The following is a 21,153-nucleotide window of genomic DNA, read 5'->3' on the forward strand; positions in this document are numbered from 1 at the left end:
TATGAAAACATTTTTCACGGCTGTGAGTTGTTTGTTGCTGCTGGTATCCGTTCAGGTTCAGGCCGAACGGATTAAAGACATTACCAGCATTGCCGGTGTGCGCAGCAACCAGCTGGTGGGCTATGGCCTGGTGGTTGGCCTGGATGGTTCCGGTGACAAAGCACCATTCACCACCCAGACTTTCCGCAACATGATGAGCCAGTTCGGCATCAGTGTTCCGGCGGGCACCGACCCGAAACTGAAAAATGTCGCAGCGGTATCTGTAACTGCGGAGCTACCACCATTTTCGAAGCCAGGTCAGCGTGTTGATGTGACAGTGGCTTCTCTGGGTAACGCCAAAAGCCTGCGTGGTGGCCAGTTGTTATTTACGCCGCTGAAAGGTGCCGATGGCAACATCTATGCCGTGGCTCAGGGTAATCTGGTCGTGGGTGGTTTCGGTGCCGAAGGCAACGATGGCTCCAGTATTAAAGTGAACGTTCCCAGTGTCGGTCGTATTCCCAATGGCGCATCCGTTGAACAGACGGTACCAACCAACTTTGCCCGCGGTGACAGTCTGGTGTTCAACCTTGATCAGCCGGACTTCACCACCGCACACGCCATGGTTAAGAAAATTAACGATCTGATGGGGCCGGGAACGGCGGAAGCGCTGGATGCCACTTCCATTCGTGTCAGTGCGCCGCGCGATACCAGTCAGCGTGTCAGTTATCTTTCTATTATCGAAAATATGGAAATTGAAACTGGTACTGAACGGGCTAAAGTCATTATTAACTCGCGTACCGGTACCATCGTGATGGGACAGAATGTGCTGATCGAGCCGGTTGCTGTTACACACGGTAATCTGGTGGTCACCATTACCGAAGATTTTCAGGTATCTCAGCCGAATGCTCTGGCGGAAGGCGATACCGTGGTGGTGCCGCAAACCAATATCAATATTGATGATGGCGGTGATAATCGTATGTTCAAGTTCGGACCAGGCGTATCGCTGGATAGTATTGTAAAGGCCGTGAATGATGTCGGCGTTGCTCCGGGTGACCTGATGGCCATTCTCGAAGCGATGAAGCAGGCCGGAGCATTGAAAGCAGAATTAATCGTGATCTGATATCACCTGAAATGCGGAAGTATTATGACTGAAGATTTATTTGAGCAGATCCGTCTGTTATCGCTGGAAATCCGTTCGCTGGTTAAGCAAGGCGTAAAGGAGGGTGTTGAAGAACGCATTGAGCACCGCAACGCGCTACTGGAGCAGTGGTTTCAGGGAATAACGCAACTGATTCAGCTGACCAACGAACAGCAGACATTCCTCGAAGATCTGCTGCGTGAAGAGCAGGCACTGGTGGCTGAGCTGCAGCAGGAGCAGTCCGGGCTGGCACAGGTTGCCCGCAATAAGAAAAAAGCCAGTATGTACCAACAGCACTAGGCAATTATTTCCCGCAATGCTGAATATTCGGAATGCCCATATTCAGCAGGGTTCGCCTCTCACCTCATTGAGTTGGGAGTGGCCCCCTGCGGTGCTGACGTCAGACGCCAGACGCCTGAAGCTTGAAGCCTGAAGCCTGAAGCCTGAAGCCTGAAGCTTGAAGCTTGAAGCTTGAAGCTTGAAGCTTGAAGCTTGAAGCCTGACGCACGACCTCCGACCTCCGACCTCTGACCTCCGACCTCCGACCTCCGACCTCCGACCTCCGACCTCCGACCTCCGACCTCCGACCTCCGACCTCCGACCTCCGACCTCCGACCAAAACTTGGCAAACATTTTGCAATTTCCTCTTCAGAGGAGATTTCTATGATTCAGACACAAGCTAACAGCGCTCAGGTCTTCACCGACATTAACGGTTTGCAGGGTATTCGTAACCTTGGCAAAGCCGATAAAAATGCTGCGCTGCGTGAAGTCGCTAACCAGTTCGAGTCCATGTTTCTGAACATGATGCTGGGCTCAATGCGGGACGCGAATAAGGTGTTTGAAGAGGACTCATTATTCAGCTCTCCGGAGATGGATTTTTACGAAAAAATGTACGACGACCAGATGGCGCTGTCGCTTGCAGGCCAGAAGGGCATGGGCCTGGCGGACGTTATCTACCGCCAGCTGATGTCTAACTACGGTGACCAGGCCCAGCAGCCAAAAGCACTGGATCAGAGTTCAATGAATGACCGCCGTATGTCCTGGTCGCTGCCGTCAGCGAAAGTACTGCAGGACGCTGTTGATGAAGTCGATTCTGTGCTGCAGGCGTCTGCAGCAGACTCCGGCAATAGCGAGGATGCGGTCAGCGTAGGTGAGCAGGGTGTGGCAAATGGCGATGGGGATAAAGGGCAACAGTTTGCCACTGCGGAAAGCTTCGTTGCCGCTCTTTACCCGTTGGCAGAAAAAGTGGGTGCCGAAATTGGCGTTGACCCGAAAGCCATTGTTGCTCAGGCGGCGCTGGAAACCGGCTGGGGTAAATATGTTATCAGCGATGAGCAGGGCCGCAGCAGTTTCAATTTCTTCGGTATTAAGGCCGATCAGCGCTGGAGTGGCGAGGCCGTGACCGTGACGACTCATGAATACCGTGGCGGTGTGGCGCTGAAAGAACAGGCGGCATTCCGTTCTTACGCATCCGCTGAAGAGGGTATGCGCGATTACGCTGCCTTCCTGCAATCCGGTAGTCGTTATCAGCAAGCGATAGGTCAGGACCTGTCGGCCGAACATTATGGTCATGCATTGCAGAAAGCAGGCTATGCAACCGATCCGCAGTATGGCGTAAAAATTCACCGTATTTCAGAAAGCAGCACGCTGAACGACGCGCTGCAAACTATGCAGAGTGCTCTGCAGGGAGCGGGTATCGATGGCTGATATTCTGGAAATTGGTATATCTGGTCTGAAAGCCAGTCAGACCGCACTGACCGTTACCGGCCATAACATCACCAATGCCGGCACCGAAGGTTATACCCGTCAGGTTCTGTCACAGAGTGCCACATCGCCCCAAAATAAAGGCGGTGTCTGGATCGGCTCAGGCGTCAGTATCGATTCGGTTACCCGTGTCTATGATCAGTTCCTGACAGAACAGTTATGGCGCGATACGGCAACCTTTAACGGCTTTGACACACTGTCGAATAACGCAGAACAAATTGACAGTCTGCTGGCCGACAGTGGTACCGGTATTCAGCCAGGTCTGGAAAATATGTTCGGTGCGCTGCAGGCGGTGGTTGATGATCCATCGTCACTGCCTGCGCGTGCGGTTCTGATCAGCGAGTCGGAAGGTCTGATTGATCGTTTTACCGCGATCAGCGATCGTCTGACTGCGCAGAACGATATTATCAATGGTCAGATGGAAGTGATGGCTGGCCAGATTTCCACTATTGGTGCGGCCATTGCGGAATTGAACGAGCAGATTCAGTTCGCTACGGCGTCTGCTAACGGCGTTCAGCCAAATGACCTGCTGGACGAACGTGACCAGTTGGTGAAAGAACTGTCCGAGCTGGTAAAGGTCAATATTGTTGAGCAGGACGGTTCCGTCTGGAACGTATTTATCGGTAATGGCCAGGCGCTGGTGGTTGGTAATGACTCCAACGAATTATTCACCGATGCCGGCGCTTCGGACCCTTCACGACTGGATATTTACTTCCGTAAGGGCGATTCAATTCAGAACGTAACCCGCGAAATTACCGGTGGCCAGTTGGGCGGCACACTGGAGTTCCGCGACGAAGTGCTCGATCCGGTGATGAATGGTCTGGGACGTCTGGCGCTGGTGATTAACCAGAGTTTCAACGAACAGCATAAGCTGGGTATTGATTACGATGGCCTGATGGGTGAAAACTACTTCACCGACATTAATGCCCCGGAAAAAATCTATAACCGTATTCTCGGCGACCGTAATAACGCCAGCCCGAATGACCGTCTTATTGCGGTTAATATTCTCGATGCCGGGGCACTTTCAACCAGTGAATATCAGTTAGAGTTTCCAGGGCCTGACGACTATGTTTACCGTATTAAGCGCCTGGATGACGGTGAGATTGTAGAAACCGGTGCGTTAAGTGGTAGCTTTCCGGATTCTGTCGAGGTCGACGGTTTTGAACTGGTATTCGAGGCCGGTTCGTTTCAGGCCGGCGATGATTTCCTGATTATGCCTACGCGTAATGAATCGCAGAAACTGGCGATGAATGTAACCCGGCCGGAACAGGTGGCGATTGCCAGCCCGATATCCACCGATGCCGCTATTGGTAACCGTGGTAGCGGTGTGATTTCACAGGGTAGTGTTTATGATACCGACACATCCTATTTCGATGTTGAAGGTGAGCTGTCTCCACCGTTGCTGATTCGTTTTACTTCACCGACCACCTACGACGTGCTCGATAATTCAGACCCGGGTAATCCGATTCCGTTGTTCCCGCCGTTGATGAATCAGACCTATGTGCCGGGTATCAGTAATTCCATGTTGCCGGCCGACGAGGGAAAAACCTCGTTCACCAGTTTTGGTGGTGTATTACCCGTGCGCGCGACCTATCAGGCCCCCGCTCCGGCGGCAACGGTGGAATCGACGAACGGCTTTTTCCCGGAACGCATTGTTATCAGCTATACCGATCCGCGTACTGGTCAGGTTACCAGTCAGCCGACGTTAATTACCAAAGCGAATGCATCGGCTCGTGAGATTGCCGAAGAGCTGAGTAAGCGTGAGGGTGTGGAAGCTATGGCGCGCACCACGGTGGAACTGACAGATTTTACCGCCGATGCTAATCCGTTTCAGGAAATGACACTGAGCGTAAACGGCATTGTTCTGACCGATACCCTGGGTCCGAATCAGGCCAAATATGACGATGGTTATCCGCAGGAAGTGCCGGATCCTGTTACGCCGGAATTTGTTGCCGACCGTATTAATGCCTGTCGCGATTTGCAGGAGCTGGGTATTACCGCCACCAGTGATGGTACCAAAGTAACCATCATTGCCCTGAACGGTGACGACATTAATCTTGAGGTCAGTGGTGATAACGGTGATGGCTTCTCGGTCAGTAATGGTCAGGATATTGTTCTGCGCGAAACCGGAGAATCGCCATTTGTTCCGTTAACAGAATATGACGGCTACAACTTCGATGAAGGTGGTCCGTATCGCTATGAATTTGATGTTCCGGGGCAGGGAACATTCAGTATCGAAATGACTGGCAGCTACGCCACCGGAGATGAAGTGGTCGATGCTATTCGCACGCAACTGGAAGATGCGGGCTTTGCGTTTAATGGCAACCTCGATGTAGCCATCAATGAACGCGGTGTCATCAGCTTCCAGCCGCGGGTGGAAATGAATGCCACAGGTATTCACGGATCATCAAAAATGACCATGGGCGGCCAGATTAAAGTCATTACCGACGCGGGCTACAGCCTGAATGTTGAGCCGCCAGGCAACAACCTGTTCGAGCAGGATCCGGTTGGTGAGCCTGTGTATTTTGGCTTTGATGTGGAAGTATCCGGCCTGGTACAAAGTGGTGACGAATTTACGATCGACTTTAATAGCGATGGCACCTCCGACAGTCGTAATGGTGTGTCACTGGCGGCATTACAGACCGAAGACACGGTAGCGGGAAATACCAGCTTTTCCGAAGCCTACTCACGTTTGGTTGAAGAAGTCGGTTCAACCACCAGTAAAGCCCAGATTAACCGCGACTCCAGCGAAGTGCTGTTGCGCAATTCCGAAGATGCTGTTTCCAGTTTGTCCGGGGTAAACCTGGATGAGGAAGCCGCTGCACTGATTCAGTTTGAACTGGCCTATAACGCCAGTGCTCAGGTAATTCAGGTAGCACGCAGTATCTTTGACACTCTGATCTCAACTTTCCGATAGGAGCTGGGTGATGCGTATATCCACTCTTCAGCAGTACACCAAGGGTCTGAATTCCATTATGGATAACCAGACCGAAGTGAATAAAACCCAACAGCAGGTATCCACCGGTCGCCGCGTACTGACGCCGGCGGATGACCCGATTGCATCAACGAAAATCCTGCAGCTACAACAGGATCTGGCACTGAACGATCAGTTTCAGAAGAACATGACCTTTGCCGAAAACCGGCTGAACCTGGAAGAAGCGACCCTTGCATCGGTAACCGAAAACCTGACGCGTCTGAAGGAGCTGACGGTACAGGCGGGTGGCGGTACGCTGACGATTACCGACCGCCAGGCTATTGCTGCCGAGGCTTATCAGATTCAGGAAGCACTGGTGGATTTATTCAACACCCGTGATGCCAATGGAGAATATATTTTCGCCGGCTTTAAAGGCGCGGATATGCCTTTCGTGCAGAATTCCACCGGTCGCTATGACTATGAAGGTGACGAAGGCCAGCGTTACCTGTCGATTGGTGCCAGTACGACAGTGGCGACCGGCGATAACGGCAAAGAGTTGTTTGTAGATGTCGAAGCAGCAAAAAATACCTTCACTGCCGGAATCAATCCCAATAATACCGGTGATATGCAGGTTAATCCGGGCTTTGTTGTTGATGAAGAGGCTTACGCTGAGTTTTATCCCGACGATATTATTATTACTTTCAATCCGGAATCAGCAGTCTCCCCCCCCGCAACAAACTACACCGTACGCCGGGCATCGGATAACCGCGTGATCGATGGCTTGTTTAATATGGGGTATACCAGTGGTGCCAAGATTGAGGTCGCTGGTATTTCGCTGGGTATGAGCGGTGAGCCGGAGCCGGGGGATGAGGTGCTGGTTAAATCATCGCCTAAGCAAAGCATCACGGACACTGTATTTCGCTTAACTTATGGCCTGAATACCCTGGAAGATAATCCAGTTGATTCTGCCACCCTGGATATTCTTATTGAGGATACCCTGACCAACCTGGCCAATGCTCAGGCATCGGTGTCAGAAGTGGTCAGCCGAGTGGGCGCACGTCTTAATGTGATTGAAAATACCGGCAATCTGGCTGCCGATGTGAAGATTGTGAACCAGGATGTGTTGTCTAAGCTGTCGGATGTGGATTTTGCCGAAGCTGTCAGTCGCTTGTCGCTGCAGAGCTATCTGCTGGAAGCCGCGCAGCAGAGTTACACGACGATCTCCCGCATGTCGCTGTTTGATCAGATGTGATGCTTGGCAGACGTCAGACGTCAGATGCCGGATGCTTCAAGCTTCATCCCGCTGTAGCAACAGGCGGGTAAAGTGCAGAAAATCCGGCAGGTGGCGCTCGATAACCGCGATGGTAATCGGCAGTTGCAGGGTTTGATATTCATGCACGGCAATATTGCGAAAGCCGATCATTTTTTTCAGATTATCAGCTAGCTCAGAAGGGATAAAACCGGCCTCAGTCAGCAGTGAAAATACATCGCGGGCGCTTTGTGGAACTCCCAGTTTATGGCTGCGAACCAGATGTTGGCCGGCGTCCAGGGCGGCTTCACAAGCGCGTTGAATATTCAGAATGGCCGCGTCCTGACGAGTAAAGTCGCTGGCAAAAGTGTCGTGCCCTTTGTCATATTCTTCACGGGCGCGCTTTACGCAGCGTTCAATCGTTGCTGCCTTGTTAACAATAACATCATTCACCATAAACTCTTCCTGCTTGCCTGATATCCTGCAGTTGCAATGCGCGGCGTTCGTCCAGCGCCATTTTCTCGCTGAGAATAAATGCCTCAAATAACCCGGCCTGAACGTCACTTGCCCACCAACGCTCGCCAGTGCTGACAATCTGATGCTGCATCACCGTGCTGGCAGCCCGTAAATCCAGCAGATCGACCGGGCATCCTGCAATATCGGCCAGATCGCTGCTCAGCTGCCATAGCTGCAAAGGATCGGCATAACCCTCAACCAGCACTGCGACATCCAGATCACTTTGTGCGTCTGCAACGCCCTGAACCCTGCTGCCAAAACCGTACACGGCCAGCAAGCCTGGCAGATTCTGCTGCAAAAACTGGACAACAACGGAAGCCCTTATCACGGTTCATACCTCTGCAAGCCTGATGTCCGCATCATAACAGGCTGCGCTACCGGCTACCACGCAGAGCGAGGGATGCATATGTTTGTCGGATATGTGGGGTCCGACTTCCGGCTTTCGACTTCCGGCTTTCGGCTTTCGACCTCCGACCTCCGACCTCCGACCTCCGACCTCCGACCTCCGACCTCCGACCTCCGACCTCCGACCTCCGACCTCCGACCTCCGACTTTTCACGCGTCAAAAATAAAAATCCTTATAAATCAGCAAGCTGCGACTGCTAATTAGCACCCGTCGAAATCATGGCGGTGGCCGTTGGAAAAAATTTAAAAAACTTCTGTTTAAGCCCTAAAGAACCCTGATAAGTCGCCGTTAACAGGTATGACAAAGTCAGGCGGAGCCGATGAGCATCATCGCGATGCCGGTTCCTTAAGCAGGTACAGGAGAAACACCATGCCTCAAATTATTAATACCAACATTGCGTCGATTAACGCACAGCGGAACCTGGACAAATCCCAGTCCGCAAACCAAACCGCATTACAGCGTCTGTCTTCTGGTCTGCGTATTAACAGCGCGAAGGACGACGCAGCTGGTCTGGCAATTTCCACCCGTTTCACCTCTCAGATCAAAGGTCTGAACGTAGCCGTGCGTAACGCCGGTGACGGTATCGCTCTGGCGCAAACCGCTGAAGGTGCTCTGGGTTCCATTAACGAAAACTTACAGCGTATTCGTGAGCTGGCAGTTCAGTCTGCTAACGCCACCAACTCTGACGTTGACCGTGAAGCACTGCAGGCTGAGGTTGATCAGCTGGTATCGGAAATCACCCGTACCTCTGAAGAAACCGACTTCAACGGCCGTAAACTGCTGGACGGTTCTTTCTCTGCCACTTTCCAGATCGGTGCTAACGCTGGTCAGACTGTGGACGTATCCATTGCTCAGCTGACATCCGACAAACTGGGTGTGGGTAAAGCGAATGGTATCAGCGCTCTGGGTAACGAAAATGGCCTGCAGAACGGTGACCTGGTAATCAATGGCACTGCGATTGATCCTTCCAAAGCGTCTTCCGATACCTTCTCTGTAGCGGGTAACGAAGCATCTGCTATTTCCAAAGTGGCAGCCATTAATGCCAAATCAGATGAAACCGGCGTCTCTGCCGTGGTGAACACCAACGTTTCTGTTGGTGCAGAAATGACCGCAGCAGCAACAACCGGTACCATCAAGCTGAACGATGTTGAGATCGATATCTCTACCGGTGGTCTGGATGCTGCAACTGACCGTGACTCTGTAATCTCTGCCATTAACGCCAAATCCGGTCAGACTGGTGTGGTTGCCCGTGATGGTGGCGACGGCAGTGGTGTTATTCTTGAGGCCAAAGACGGTCGTAACATTACTGTTGATCTGCAGACTGGCGGCGCTAACACTCTGACTGAAGCGTCTACTGGTCTGAGTGAAGGCACCAGCTACGCTGGTTACACCCTGATTTCGAAAGATGGTTCTGATATTAAAGTGGAAGGTGGTCAGGGTACTGGTACCGGTGATATCTCCCACGCGGGTATGTCAGTAGGCACCTACTCCGGTCGTGAAGCAGCGGTTGCCAGCAAGACAACCAGCGCTGGCATTGCCAATACGGAGACTGCGTCGACCTTCACTACCGGTGATATGGCCATCACGGGTACCCGTCAGATCAATGCGACCAATAACACGTTCGAAATCTCACTGAATGGTGGTGACTTCCAGACATTGACTCTTGATGCAACTTTTGACGCCGATGGTGCAGGAGCGTTGACTGCTGGTCAGTACAACGATGCAGATACTCTGGCAGCACAAATTAACAATGCTATCGAGAACGACGCTAACTTCCAGGATGCGGATGGTAATGTTCTGGTTACAGCTAACGGTAATGCTGATGGTTCCATTACATTTACAACAGCGGAAAAAGGTGCAGATTCTGCTGTAGTTGTTCGTACTGGTGAAGGCAGCTTCAGTATCCCTGCAGATACAGTTACTGAGGCTGGTGTGGATGCAGGTACTTTCGTTCAGTCAGAATTGAACTTCGTATTTGACGGTACTAATTCTCTGGCAGGTGGTGGTAACCTGGTTTTTGCGCTGGCAGGTAACGGTACCGGTGCTGTAGCTGCTGGTGCAGGTTCAACAATTACTCTTGGCGCAGGTCCTTTCACCAGTGCTCAGACTTTGGCCGACGATATCAACACAAAGCTGGCGGCTAGTGCTGGGCTTGCAGGTAAGTTGACCGCTGGCGTATCTGATGATGGAAAGAAGGTTGTATTTACTGCGACAGCAGATAAAACCGACGGCGTAAATGGTACTACTGGTATTTCTCTTGATGCGGCATCGACTGTTCAGACCAGCCTGCTGAATGAAACAACAGAGACTCTGGCAAACGGTGATGTTGTTATCAGTGATGTAAACAGTTTCATCAATGGTTTTACTGCCACTGCTGATACTGTGGGGATAAACGTTGATGGTGCTGGTCTTCAGGATCTTGACCTGAGTACTGCAACTGGCGGTTTGGCTGGTATTACCGATGCGACTACCCTGGCTGCAGCTATCAATGTAGTTGCCACGAACTCTTTGGCTGGTTCCGGTTTGACAGCCTCTGTTGTTGGTGATCAGGTCGTGATTTCATCAAATTCGGCCGGGGGCACAATTGCTCTGGGCTCAGCAAATACTGCAAACGAAACGGTTGGCGGTGATCCTGCTAGTCGTGATGCGGCTGTTTCGGCAGCAGCTGATCTGACAACTACAGGTGTTGCTGGTTCTGTAACTACTGGAGCATTCAGTGTTTCTGATGGTACTGATGGTTTTGCCGCAGGAACATTCCTGACTGCAGATCCGGATGGTGCCGGTACCGAATTCAGTGCACAGGCTTCACCAATGGTGATTGAGGCTGGTGTGAACGATACCTTCACTATCGCTGTGGATGGCGGTGCAGATACCAACGTCACCATCGCTGCAGGCAGCTACTCCACTCTGGAAGATTTGGCAACTGCGATTAACGCCGCAACTGGCATGGCTGGTGCTTCTGTGGCCGTAGCGGCGGATGATCCGACTCGACTGACTTTTAGCTCGGATACAAATGACTCTACCGGTACTGTGGAAATCAAAAACGGCGGCACAGCAGGAACCGAAGGTGCATTTGCGGTTACTGGCGGCGCTGTTGATGGCGCTCTGGTAACGGCAGTTGTTGAGCCTAACGTACTGGAAACCGGTGATCTGACCATTAACGGTACTTCCATCAAGGGTGCTGATGCGAAAGATGACACTGCATCTGATACTGTTGCTCTGTCCAGTGATGCAGCCGGTTCCGGTATCGCCGTTGCGGCAGCGATTAATAAGTCATCTGCTGAGACTGGTGTGACAGCGACTGTGAACGCAACAACACTGAACGGTGGTGATGGTAATGTGGCGGCCAAAGCGGATGCATACTCCACCGGTAGCCTGATGATCAATAACGTTCCGACTAACGGTATCACTCTGACTGGTGACGAAGGTCGTGACCGCCAGGCTGCAATCGATGTCATCAACGCTATCTCTGGTCAGACTGGTGTGGTTGCATCTGATAATGGTGAGTCGATCACACTGACGGCGGCTGACGGTCGTAACATCTCTGTGGCGATTGATAACAATCTGGCTGAAAACGCTGCAGCAGGCCGTGATTCCAGCAACTTCGGTAATGCCATTGGTCTGAGCGCTGCTGGCACAGGTATCGGTGAAGCGGATCTCTCGGGTACTGCGGCAGAGTACGCCAACACTGCCGGTACTACATACTCAACTGTGACTCTGAACTCGTCCAAGGCAATTGAGATCGGTGCAGGTGAGAACGGTGCTGATGAGTTGGATGCAATGGGTCTGCAAGCCGGCACCTACGGCGGTGGTGAAGATGGTACTTACCTGAAGGACATCGACATCTCTACCTTCGAAGGTGCTCAGGCAGCGATTACTGCTGTGGATAATGCGATTGAACAGGTTGCCAGTCAGCGTGCTGACCTCGGTGCGATCCAGAACCGTATGGAATCCACTGTAAGTAACCTGAAGATCACTTCAGAAAACCTTAACTCTGCAAACTCCCGTATTCGGGACACTGACTTCGCAGCCGAAACCGCTGAGATGTCACGTACTCAGGTGCTGCAACAGGCAGGTATCTCGGTACTGGCTCAGGCGAATGCTGCTGGTCAGCAGGTCCTGTCTCTCCTGGGATAACAGCTGGCTGACGGGGGAGGGTAGCCTCCCCCAGGCTGCTTAACTGATGACCAGAGAGGTGATTTATGAGTGATCTGAAATTGAATGTTGTGGACAAGCCACAGGTATCACCTTCTGTTGTAAAGGCTGCTTATGGCAACAAGCCTCAGGTAACCACAACAGCGAATGTTGAAAGCGGCAAGACATTGCCACAGGGTGTAGAGAAAGCGGCAGAACTGAGCAAGGAACAGGTTCAGGAAGCAGTTTCCCGCATCAACGAGTATGTGCAGAAATCTGAGCGTACTCTGGACTTTCAACTGGATGAAGACAGTGGCAAGACCATTATCCGGGTATACGACAAGGCATCGTCAGAGCTGATTCGCCAGATTCCTAGCGAGTTAGCACTGGAGCTGGCGCAGAAATTGAATGATGAAGAACCGACTTTATTGTTCAGCGCTCAGGTCTGACTGACAGCCCGGTTGTGTAAACAACCCTTCAGAAAACCCGCTACTGGCCGATAAAGCCAGTATCGGGTTTTTTTATTGTCTGTCAGACTGGTTGATACCAGCGACAGCGAGGGTGATGGGTCATGGCTTCTGTAGAATCTCTGGGTCTTGGATCGGGTGTACTCACAAGTGATCTGGTTGAACAGATCATTTCCGCTGAAAAAGAAGCCTCCGAGCTGCGGATTGATAGCAAGCAGGAGCTGGTTGAGGCCCGCATTACCGCATACGGTGAGATTCAGTCGCTGATGTCTGAGGTGCAGTCGGCTGCGTCCAGTCTTTCCAGTCCCAGCCTGATGAGTTCAACATCGGCAACCTCATCCAACGAAGACCTTCTGACCGCCACCACCTCCACCACCTCTGAGCCAGGCACTTACAATATTGAAGTGCTGAATACGGCCAAGGCACATGCGCTGGCCAGCGCCACCTACACCAGTTTCGATGAGATTGTTGGTAGCGGAAAACTGATATTTACCTTTGGTGAGCTAAGCTACGACGGCTCCGGCGACATCAGTGGTCAGGATATCAATCCCGATCGTGCCGCCAAGACTATTACCATTGATGAATCCAACCGTACCTTAAGCGGTATCCGTGATGCCATTAATAAGGCCGACATGGGCGTAACCGCCAGCATCATTAACGATGGCAGTGGTTATCGATTGCTGATGACGTCGGAAGAAACCGGGGAAGAAAATGCCATGCGCATCGAAGCGCTGGATGACTCCGGTAACCTGCTGACCACAGGGCTGGCAACTCTGGCTTATAACGAGAATCAGCTGGCAGATACGGCCATTACGCAGACGGCAAAGGGTGAGGATGCCCAGCTACAGGTTAACGGTCTGACCATCACCCGCTCATCCAACAGTGTGGATGAAGTGATCAAAGGTGTGACGCTGAATCTGAAAAATGCAGACGTCGGCAGTAATGTTACTGTTACCGTCGCGGCCGATACCGAAAAGCTGACCGAAAGCATTCAGAGCTTTGTTGATTCCTACAACAATCTGAAAACCTTTGTTGATGATCTGTCGTCATACAATGCTGAAAGCCAGCAGGCAGGCCTGTTACTGGGCGATTCAACTATTCGCTCTATGATGAGTCAGATTCGTTCACTGATCAGTGAACCCATTGTCGGACTGACAGGGAAATATCGCTCCCTGACCGAGTTGGGAGTAAACACCAACCGCGATAACGAATATATGCTGGATTTCGATACCTCGACCTTCAGTAAGGCACTCAGCGCTGACCGTCAGGCTATTGTCGGCTTGCTGGCAAAATCCGGTGTGACGTCAGACAGCCAGATTACCTATGTTAACGACTCGCTGAATACCCAGCCTGGCAGCTACGATATTGAAATTACACAGCTGGCGACGCAGGCCATTTATCAGGGCGGATCACTGGCGCTGCTGGATTTCTCTGCGCCGGTTGTTATCGACGACAGCAATAATAACTTTCAGATTAACGTTAATGGTAAGTCGGCCAGTATTGAACTGAGCAAAGGCAGTTATCTTAGCGGTGATGATCTGGCCAAGCAGATTGCTTTGCAGATCAATAGTAACGACACCATTAATGGTGCAGGTTACAGTGTTTCGGTGGACTACAGTGCCGACAATAAAAACTTTTCCATCACTTCGAATAAGTACGGTGCAGAATCCAAGGTATACATTGTCAGTGGCGATCCGAATGTGTCTAACACGCTGGGCTTCAGCAAGCTGGGAGACGGCACTTACAATGGTGTACCACTGACCACGCTGAATGCTTCTGCATTTTCCGGTAAGGGTGCGACCACGCAAATTGGCTCGACCAGTGTCAGTGAATCGACCGGTATTAATTTCGCCAGCAGTAATGCCACGTTTACCCTGGATGTTGATGGCAGTGGTCCGGTTGCTGTTACGGTAACGCAGAATGCGCAGGGCCAGGATCTCAACGGTGATGGCTCATTTGGCGATCGTAAGGATACGCTGCAGGCTATTCAGAGCGCGGTGGATGCTACTGCGCTGGCCGGCCTGGTGACGGCATCATTTAATGATGATGGTTATCTGATATTTGAAACAGCGTCGAAATCGACGGCTTCTTCCATTGAAATCACCGCTGTTGGCTCGGCTACAAGCGATGTGCTGCTGGGGCTGGATGCTACCCAGGGGGCGCAGACCAATGGTAAGGATCCGGGCCTTACCTTCGGTGGTGCGGTTGAATTTAATATTCAGGTCGATGGCATTGAATCAGCGACCAAAGTATCGGTACCGGCCGGCACTTACCTGACCGGTGCCGATCTCGCGGCAGAAATTCAGACTCAGCTGCAGGCGACACTGGATAGCGATGCTAATTTTGCTGGGGTTGTCGTTGGTGGCGAAACCAGCACTGGTAGCCGTGATATATCTGCGCCGATAGATTTCTCGGCGGCTGCTTCCGGTTTCCGCCTGAATGTTTCCGGCGACGAACAGGAAGTTATTGTCAGCGGCAATTCCGGCGACAGCCTTGCTGATATTCAGACGGCCCTCGATGCAGTATATGGTGGTGCAGTTACAGCCTCGCTGGATGGTAACGGTCTGAAGCTGACAACGACGGCCACTGGTCACGAAGAATATATCGAAGTAGTGAGTGATGGCCGCGGTACTTACACGTCTTCATTCGCAGATTTATCCAGTGGTATTGATTTCTCCGGTGGCCAGAACGCGACCTTCACTCTGACCCTTGATGGCACCGATATTCTGGTTGATGTCGACGGTGATGGTACCGCCGGTGGCAATAATTCCGGGTCAAATCTGACCGTTATTCAGAGTGCCCTGAATGAAGCGCTGGTCGCCAGTGGCGAGTTTTCTGCTGGTGATGTCGTGGCGGCAGTTGACGGTAGTGGTCAGTTGTATTTCGAAACCGTCAGTAAAAACGGCGTGAAGACCGCAGCGACCTTCGGAGCATCAGCCAGCCTTGAAATTAAAAATCTGGGAGGTACCGCAGCGTCCTCTCTGGGTCTGTCAGCAGGGGTTCATACATCGGGCTATGACGGTCTGGGTCTGACCAGCGGCGAGCGTGACTACGGCTATGATCTGAATACAGTTGTCGATTATGTATATGATGCTGACGCTGATCTTGGTTCATTTAACGTCACGATCGGTGGCCAGGGAACCAATGTTGGGTTCACTCAGCTGGACAGCGAAGCGATTGCCTTCCTCGGTTTGCAGGACGTCAGTGTTTATTCACCAGAACCTGCTACAGGTAAAGATGTGGCGGGGTTAATCAATGGTGTAGAGGCATCGGGCAGTGGCCAGTTCCTGCGCGCTCAGGATGGCAATACCAAAGCCACCAATGGTTATTATCTGGGGACCACAGCGGCAGATTTCTCCACCCCGGTGTCGATTGATGCGAGCAATAATACCTTCACGGTTAAAATTGACGGCGTTGAAGCTGAAGTAACGCTGGCTCAGCCGGCGACTTACATTACCGGTTCTGCGCTGGCTTCGGCGATGCAAACGGCTATTAATAATACCGCTGCATTTAAAGATGAAGATATCGCAGTAAAAGTTGAGTTCAGCACAGACACCAGCTCATTTGCCTACAACAAATTCGGCATCATCTCGGCATCTACCGGCAGTGATTCATCGGTAGAGGTTGTCGACTTCTCATCAGAAGCTGCATCGGTATTCGGCTTTGTTAAAGGTAAGGGTGATGGTGAGGCTGGTAAGGATCAGGTAGGTACCATGGATGATGCTTCAGGTATTCGTCTGAAAGTAACGGGTGGTTCTATCGGTGATCGGGGTAGCGTGACCTATATTTCGGGTTTCGGCGACCGCCTGAAAGATATTATGGATAGCTTCCTGAATGGTCAGGACAGTGTGATATCGGTTAAGCAGGCCAAGCTGGATGACGATCTGTACGAAATTGAAGATGAGCGCGCCAAACTGGAAGCACGTATGGAGGCTCAGGAAGCTCGGCTGAAATCCACATTCCTGTACAACGATGCCATTATTCAGACTCTGAACAGCACGCTTGATTTTGTTAAGGCGCAATTTGAAGCGTTGAATAAGTCTAATGATTAAAACTGTCATTAATTAGTGATTTTGTAGGATATTTCCTACAAGAATTTAGAATGGCTTTCGGCGACAATCTGTACCACAATGATTCCAGACAGGCTCAGGAGAGTCTTAATCATTGTGGCAGGGAATCGCTATGTCTGATTACAACAAACGTCTCGTAGAACACTTCATCCAGCTGTCCTGGAATACGGGCCGGTATAATCTGCTTCAGCACCTTGTCACTCATGACTTCGTGTATCACACCAGCTTTGCAGAAGGCTTCAAGGAATTTGATGGTTTCTGTGATTATCTGAAAGACATTCGTCATGCGATTCCTGATATTGATGTCAGTATTGAAGAGTTGATGGCGGAAGGCGATAAAGTCATTTCCGTTTCTACCTTCTCTGGTAGTTTTGAAAAGCCGGTGTTCGGTATGCAGCCAAATGGCAAGATCGTGAGTTTCACTGGCATTTCAACCTGGGAAGTTCGCAGAGGGAAGGTGAAGAGCCAGAATACACTGGTGGATATTGCTGAGTTACAACGTCAGCTGATGGTGCCGGCACAAAGGAAGGTTGGCTGACAGACAATAAAAAAGAGCCTTACGGCTCTTTTTTTATGGCGCTTATCCGGTGAGCGATCAACTTGCTTCAGAGAACTCACAGGCTGGCAGGTTTGCCACTGTCTGGCGGATCAGCTGTTTGGCGCTCTGGCCGCAGCAGCCGCAGTCGGTTCCAACGCCATACTTCTGGCGAATCTGCGCGTAGCTATCACCCTGAACCACAGCATCTTCAATCTGCTGAGAAGTAACGGCTTTACAGAGACATACGTACATGGCGCGAATCCGGATGAGAATCAGTGTGATTTGCAATTTAGTATTAATGAGAAGGATTTGCAATACCTTTTGAAGGAAAAAGTTATCGCACCGATAGATTCTTCTGATATCACTGCCGCGCAGCATAAATCGCGGCCTCCCTCGCATCCTCAGTCCGCTTTCTGTAAAATGTCGCGTCTTTTTTGTTTATGTTCGTCTTACTGGCCTATTGTTCGCTATTTGAGACAAACTGACGTTTCTGCAGGGTATTGTTTTGGAAATTAATCCTATTATCGAAACCATCAAAGACCTCAAAGCGCGTACTGACGTGCTTAGGGGGTATCTTTGACTACGCCAACAAAGTTGAGCGTTTAGAAGAAGTAGAACACGAGCTGTCGCAGGGCGATGTCTGGGATAACCCGGAACGTGCTCAGGAGCTTGGCCGTGAGCGTTCCTCTCTGGAAGCTGTGGTTAAAACCATCGACACCCTTGATACGGGCCTGGCTGATTCTCAGGACCTGCTGGATATGGCAGTCGAGGAAGATGATGAAAATGCGGTAGAGGATATCCGTTCAGAGCTGGCAGGCCTGCAGGCAGAGCTGGAAACGCTGGAATTCCGTCGTATGTTCTCCGGAGAACTGGACCCGAACAACTGCTACGTTGAAATTCAGGCTGGCTCTGGTGGTACCGAAGCTCAGGATTGGGCCAACATTCTGCTGCGTATGTATCTGCGCTGGATTGAAGCCAAAGGCTTCAAAGGCGAACTGATGGAAGTGTCGGAAGGCGAGGTAGCCGGTATCAAAGGTGCGACGATTCGCGTTGAAGGTGAATACGCCTACGGCTGGCTGCGTACTGAAACCGGTGTACACCGTCTGGTGCGTAAGAGCCCGTTTGACTCCGGTAACCGTCGTCATACCTCGTTCTCTTCTGTGTTTATCTCTCCGGAGGTGGACGACAACATCGATATCGAAATCAACCCTGCTGATCTGCGTATCGACGTGTACCGCGCCTCGGGTGCCGGTGGTCAGCACGTTAACCGGACAGAGTCTGCGGTGCGTATTACGCACATGCCATCGGGTATTGTGACCCAGTGTCAGAATGACCGCTCGCAGCACAAGAACAAAGACCAGGCGATGAAGCAGCTGAAAGCCAAGCTGTATGAGCTGGAAATGCAGAAGCGCAGCGCCGAAGCGCAGGCGCTGGAAGATACCAAGTCCGACATCGGCTGGGGCAGCCAGATTCGCTCCTATGTACTGGATGACTCCCGCATTAAGGATTTGCGTACCAGCGTTGAAACCCGCAATACGCAGGCCGTGCTGGATGGTGATCTTGACCAGTTTATCGAGGCCAGCCTGAAAAAAGGCCTCTGATTAACCTGAACGAACAGACTTTTAAGGTTTTAACATGACTGATACAACGAACGAAAACACAGTTCAGGAAGAGAACAAGCTGATTGCTGAGCGTCGCGCCAAGTTAGAGAAGCTGCGCGAAAACTGCTCGGCCAATGGTCACCCGAATGATTTTCGCCGCGAGCACCTGGCTGGCGAACTGAAAGCAGAACACGGTGAAAAAGACAAAGACGCACTGGCGGCAGAAGGTATCCGTGTATCGGTTGCTGGTCGTGTTATGCGTCGCGGTGGACCGTTTGTGGGTATTCAGGATTCAAGCGATTCTATCCAGTTCTACATGGCTAAGCCGCTGCAGAAAGAATCTGACGCGTGGCAGCTGCTGGATATTGGTGACATCGTTGGTGTTTCAGGTGTGCTGCACAAGTCCGGTAAAGGCGAGCTGTATGTTGATATCGACCAGCTGGATAACCTGACTATTCTGACCAAGTCGCTGCGTCCTCTGCCAGATAAGCATCACGGTCTGGCTGATCAGGAAATGAAATACCGTCAGCGTTACGTGGATCTCATCATCAATGATGAAACTCGCAAGACCTTCCTGATGCGTTCAAAAATCATTGAAGGTATTCGCTTCTTCCTGTCACAGCGTGGCTTCGTTGAAGTTGAAACGCCGATGCTGCAGACCATTCCGGGCGGTGCTTCGGCTAAGCCGTTTGAAACGCACCACAACGCCATGGGCATTGATATGTTCCTGCGTATTGCGCCGGAACTGTACCTGAAGCGTCTGGTGGTGGGTGGTTTCGATAAAGTATTCGAAATTAACCGTAACTTCCGTAACGAAGGTACCAGTACCCGTCATAATCCGGAATTCACCATGATCGAGTTCTATCAGGCGTACGCTACGTACCACGACCTGATGGACACCACTGAAGCTATGCTGAAATTCATCGCTGAAACGGTTCTGGGTGCAACCACCATCGAATACGGTGAATCTACCTATGATTTCGGTTCGACCTTCCAGCGTATGACCATGGTAGAAGCCATTCTGAAATACAATACTGGTATGGATGAAGCGGTTCTGCGTGATGCAGAAAACAATCTGGAAACCCTGAAAGAATATGCGAAGAGCGTTGGTATTCACCTGGGGCCGAAAGAAGCTGGCTGGGGCGCTGGTAAGCTTATCTGTGAAATCTTTGAAGAAACCGCAGAAAGCAAACTGGATCAGCCAACTTTTATTACAGAATACCCGTGGGAAGTATCGCCACTGGCACGTCGTAATGATGAAAATCCATTCGTCACTGACCGCTTCGAATTCTTCGTTGGTGGCCGTGAACTCGCTAATGGCTTCTCCGAGCTTAATGACGCTGAAGATCAGGCTGCACGCTTCCGTAAGCAGGTGGAAGAAAAAGACGCTGGTGACGACGAAGCGATGCACTACGATGATGATTACGTTCGTGCTCTGGAATACGGTCTGCCGCCAACGGCGGGTGAAGGTATTGGTATCGACCGTCTGGTTATGCTGTTTACCAACAGTCACACCATTAAAGACGTGATTCTGTTCCCTCACATGAAGCCTCTGGCTGACTGAATGTGATACTGCCGTTTTAGCAGGCAGTTTCTGAAAACGGGTAATGCACATTTATTTTTATAAACTGCGCTTACCCGTTTTTTTATGTATAAATTTCCGATGCAGTGTGAGCTTCTGCTCTGGGGAGAAATTATTTTGGCAAAATCCGGTGAATTACATCCATCCTGGCAGGCGGTTATTGGTCAGGAATTTGAGCAGCCTTATATGACTAACCTGAAAACTTTTCTGCAGGCAGAAAAGGCTGCAGGTAAGGTGATTTTTCCGCCCGGAGCGCAGATTTTTAACGCTTTCAACCACACGCCATTTGATCAGGTACGGGTGGTGATTATCGGCCAGGACCCGTATCACGGCCCGGGTCAGGCTCATGGTCTTAGTTTTTCCGTGCAGCCCGGAGTAAAAAATCCACCATCGCTGGTTAATATTTTTAAGGAAATAGAATCCGATCTGGGCGTGGTGATGAGTGGTAGTGGCGATTTAACACCCTGGGCAGATCAGGGCGTATTGTTGCTGAATGCCACGCTGACTGTTGAGCAAGCCAATGCTGGCTCCCATCAGGGCAAGGGCTGGGAGCAATTTACCGATGCAGCGATCCGCGAACTGAATGCTCAGCGTGAAGGGCTGGTGTTTGTTTTATGGGGTAGTTACGCCCAGAAGAAAGGGGCAGTAATTGATACCAGCCGTCATCTGGTGCTGAAATCTGTGCATCCATCGCCATTGTCAGCGCATCGGGGTTTCTTTGGAAATCACCAGTTCTCACAGATTAATCAGTATCTGACCAGTCGTGGTCAGGCACCGATTAACTGGCAGTTGTAG

The 21,153-nt window shown here is 51.2% G+C and carries 15 protein-coding genes; 12 read left to right on the plus strand and 3 right to left on the minus strand.

Features of this window, described 5'->3' with window-relative positions; all coding sequences use genetic code 11:
- The first annotated feature begins 1 nt into the window (after window position 1).
- The 5 genes from I9W95_RS02835 to flgL all read left to right on the plus strand — a co-directional run bounded on the left by I9W95_RS02835 (window position 2) and on the right by flgL (window position 7,047).
- Window positions 2–1,099 (plus strand): flagellar basal body P-ring protein FlgI, encoded by a 1,098-nt coding sequence (locus tag I9W95_RS02835; protein ID WP_225671638.1) that lies wholly within the window; start codon window positions 2–4, stop codon window positions 1,097–1,099.
- A 24-nt stretch (window positions 1,100–1,123) separates the two neighbouring features.
- A complete protein-coding gene (locus I9W95_RS02840) occupies window positions 1,124–1,417 on the plus strand; it encodes a hypothetical protein (RefSeq protein ID WP_225671640.1) in 294 nt (97 codons plus the stop codon).
- 363 nt (window positions 1,418–1,780) lie between these two features.
- Entirely contained in the window at window positions 1,781–2,824 is a 1,044-nt protein-coding gene (gene flgJ / locus I9W95_RS02845; RefSeq protein ID WP_225671642.1) for a flagellar assembly peptidoglycan hydrolase FlgJ, read from the plus strand.
- The gene (flgK, locus tag I9W95_RS02850) at window positions 2,817–5,798 is read left to right on the plus strand and encodes a flagellar hook-associated protein FlgK (protein ID WP_225671644.1); all 2,982 of its coding nucleotides are present in this window, start codon (window positions 2,817–2,819) and stop codon (window positions 5,796–5,798) included. Before flgJ ends, flgK begins: the two co-directional genes overlap by 8 nt.
- 10 nt (window positions 5,799–5,808) lie before the next feature.
- The gene (gene flgL, locus I9W95_RS02855) at window positions 5,809–7,047 is read left to right on the plus strand and encodes a flagellar hook-associated protein FlgL (protein WP_225671646.1); all 1,239 of its coding nucleotides are present in this window, start codon (window positions 5,809–5,811) and stop codon (window positions 7,045–7,047) included.
- 36 nt (window positions 7,048–7,083) lie between these two features.
- Here the strand turns inward: flgL and hepT are convergent, their stop codons facing one another.
- Both hepT and mntA read right to left on the minus strand, forming a co-directional pair.
- Window positions 7,084–7,500, minus strand: coding sequence for a type VII toxin-antitoxin system HepT family RNase toxin (gene hepT, locus I9W95_RS02860; RefSeq protein WP_225671648.1), 417 nt, complete (start codon window positions 7,498–7,500; stop codon window positions 7,084–7,086).
- Window positions 7,490–7,888 (minus strand): type VII toxin-antitoxin system MntA family adenylyltransferase antitoxin, encoded by a 399-nt coding sequence (gene mntA, locus I9W95_RS02865; protein WP_225671650.1) that lies wholly within the window; start codon window positions 7,886–7,888, stop codon window positions 7,490–7,492. Before mntA ends, hepT begins: the two co-directional genes overlap by 11 nt.
- Window positions 7,889–8,335: 447 nt before the next feature.
- Between mntA and I9W95_RS18460 the strand changes: the two genes are divergently transcribed.
- The 4 genes from I9W95_RS18460 to I9W95_RS02890 all read left to right on the plus strand — a co-directional run bounded on the left by I9W95_RS18460 (window position 8,336) and on the right by I9W95_RS02890 (window position 17,175).
- Window positions 8,336–12,103: a flagellin N-terminal helical domain-containing protein gene (locus tag I9W95_RS18460; protein WP_318653586.1), complete on the plus strand. Its 3,768-nt coding sequence runs from the start codon at window positions 8,336–8,338 to the stop codon at window positions 12,101–12,103.
- A 65-nt stretch (window positions 12,104–12,168) separates the two neighbouring features.
- Entirely contained in the window at window positions 12,169–12,549 is a 381-nt protein-coding gene (locus tag I9W95_RS02880; RefSeq protein WP_225671652.1) for a flagellar protein FlaG, read from the plus strand.
- 122 nt (window positions 12,550–12,671) lie between these two features.
- The gene (fliD, locus tag I9W95_RS02885; RefSeq protein ID WP_225671654.1) at window positions 12,672–16,619 is read left to right on the plus strand and encodes a flagellar filament capping protein FliD; all 3,948 of its coding nucleotides are present in this window, start codon (window positions 12,672–12,674) and stop codon (window positions 16,617–16,619) included.
- 130 nt (window positions 16,620–16,749) lie between these two features.
- Entirely contained in the window at window positions 16,750–17,175 is a 426-nt protein-coding gene (locus I9W95_RS02890) for an ester cyclase (protein ID WP_225671656.1), read from the plus strand.
- Between the two features lie 57 nt (window positions 17,176–17,232).
- Here the strand turns inward: I9W95_RS02890 and I9W95_RS02895 are convergent, their stop codons facing one another.
- Window positions 17,233–17,427 carry a (2Fe-2S)-binding protein gene (locus I9W95_RS02895; RefSeq protein WP_225671658.1) on the minus strand — a complete coding sequence of 65 codons (195 nt, stop codon included), beginning with the start codon at window positions 17,425–17,427 and terminating at the stop codon, window positions 17,233–17,235.
- Between the two features lie 253 nt (window positions 17,428–17,680).
- Between I9W95_RS02895 and prfB the strand changes: the two genes are divergently transcribed.
- From prfB to ung, 3 genes are all read left to right on the plus strand, one after another.
- Window positions 17,681–18,776, plus strand: a protein-coding gene (gene prfB, locus I9W95_RS02900) for a peptide chain release factor 2 (protein ID WP_225671660.1) whose coding sequence is annotated in 2 segments (ribosomal slippage) — window positions 17,681–17,752 and window positions 17,754–18,776 — 1,095 coding nt in all. Because the reading frame shifts where the segments join, the coding sequence is not laid out codon by codon here.
- Between the two features lie 34 nt (window positions 18,777–18,810).
- The gene (gene lysS / locus I9W95_RS02905; protein ID WP_225671662.1) at window positions 18,811–20,340 is read left to right on the plus strand and encodes a lysine--tRNA ligase; all 1,530 of its coding nucleotides are present in this window, start codon (window positions 18,811–18,813) and stop codon (window positions 20,338–20,340) included.
- A gap of 135 nt (window positions 20,341–20,475) precedes the next feature.
- Window positions 20,476–21,153, plus strand: coding sequence for a uracil-DNA glycosylase (gene ung, locus I9W95_RS02910; RefSeq protein ID WP_225671664.1), 678 nt, complete (start codon window positions 20,476–20,478; stop codon window positions 21,151–21,153).

It is taken from the genome of Thalassolituus marinus (assembly GCF_020320395.1).
GTDB lineage: Bacteria > Pseudomonadota > Gammaproteobacteria > Pseudomonadales > Oceanobacteraceae > Venatoribacter > Venatoribacter marinus.

Coding starts and splice junctions, on each gene's coding strand:
- I9W95_RS02835 (WP_225671638.1), top strand. CDS start 2: ATGAAAACATTTTTCACGGCTGTGAGTTGTTTGTTGCTGCTGGTATCC.
- I9W95_RS02840 (WP_225671640.1), top strand. CDS start 1,124: ATGACTGAAGATTTATTTGAGCAGATCCGTCTGTTATCGCTGGAAATC.
- flgJ (WP_225671642.1), top strand. CDS start 1,781: ATGATTCAGACACAAGCTAACAGCGCTCAGGTCTTCACCGACATTAAC.
- flgK (WP_225671644.1), top strand. CDS start 2,817: ATGGCTGATATTCTGGAAATTGGTATATCTGGTCTGAAAGCCAGTCAG.
- flgL (WP_225671646.1), top strand. CDS start 5,809: ATGCGTATATCCACTCTTCAGCAGTACACCAAGGGTCTGAATTCCATT.
- hepT (WP_225671648.1), bottom strand. CDS start 7,500: ATGGTGAATGATGTTATTGTTAACAAGGCAGCAACGATTGAACGCTGC.
- I9W95_RS18460 (WP_318653586.1), top strand. CDS start 8,336: ATGCCTCAAATTATTAATACCAACATTGCGTCGATTAACGCACAGCGG.
- I9W95_RS02880 (WP_225671652.1), top strand. CDS start 12,169: ATGAGTGATCTGAAATTGAATGTTGTGGACAAGCCACAGGTATCACCT.
- fliD (WP_225671654.1), top strand. CDS start 12,672: ATGGCTTCTGTAGAATCTCTGGGTCTTGGATCGGGTGTACTCACAAGT.
- I9W95_RS02890 (WP_225671656.1), top strand. CDS start 16,750: ATGTCTGATTACAACAAACGTCTCGTAGAACACTTCATCCAGCTGTCC.
- I9W95_RS02895 (WP_225671658.1), bottom strand. CDS start 17,427: ATGTACGTATGTCTCTGTAAAGCCGTTACTTCTCAGCAGATTGAAGAT.
- lysS (WP_225671662.1), top strand. CDS start 18,811: ATGACTGATACAACGAACGAAAACACAGTTCAGGAAGAGAACAAGCTG.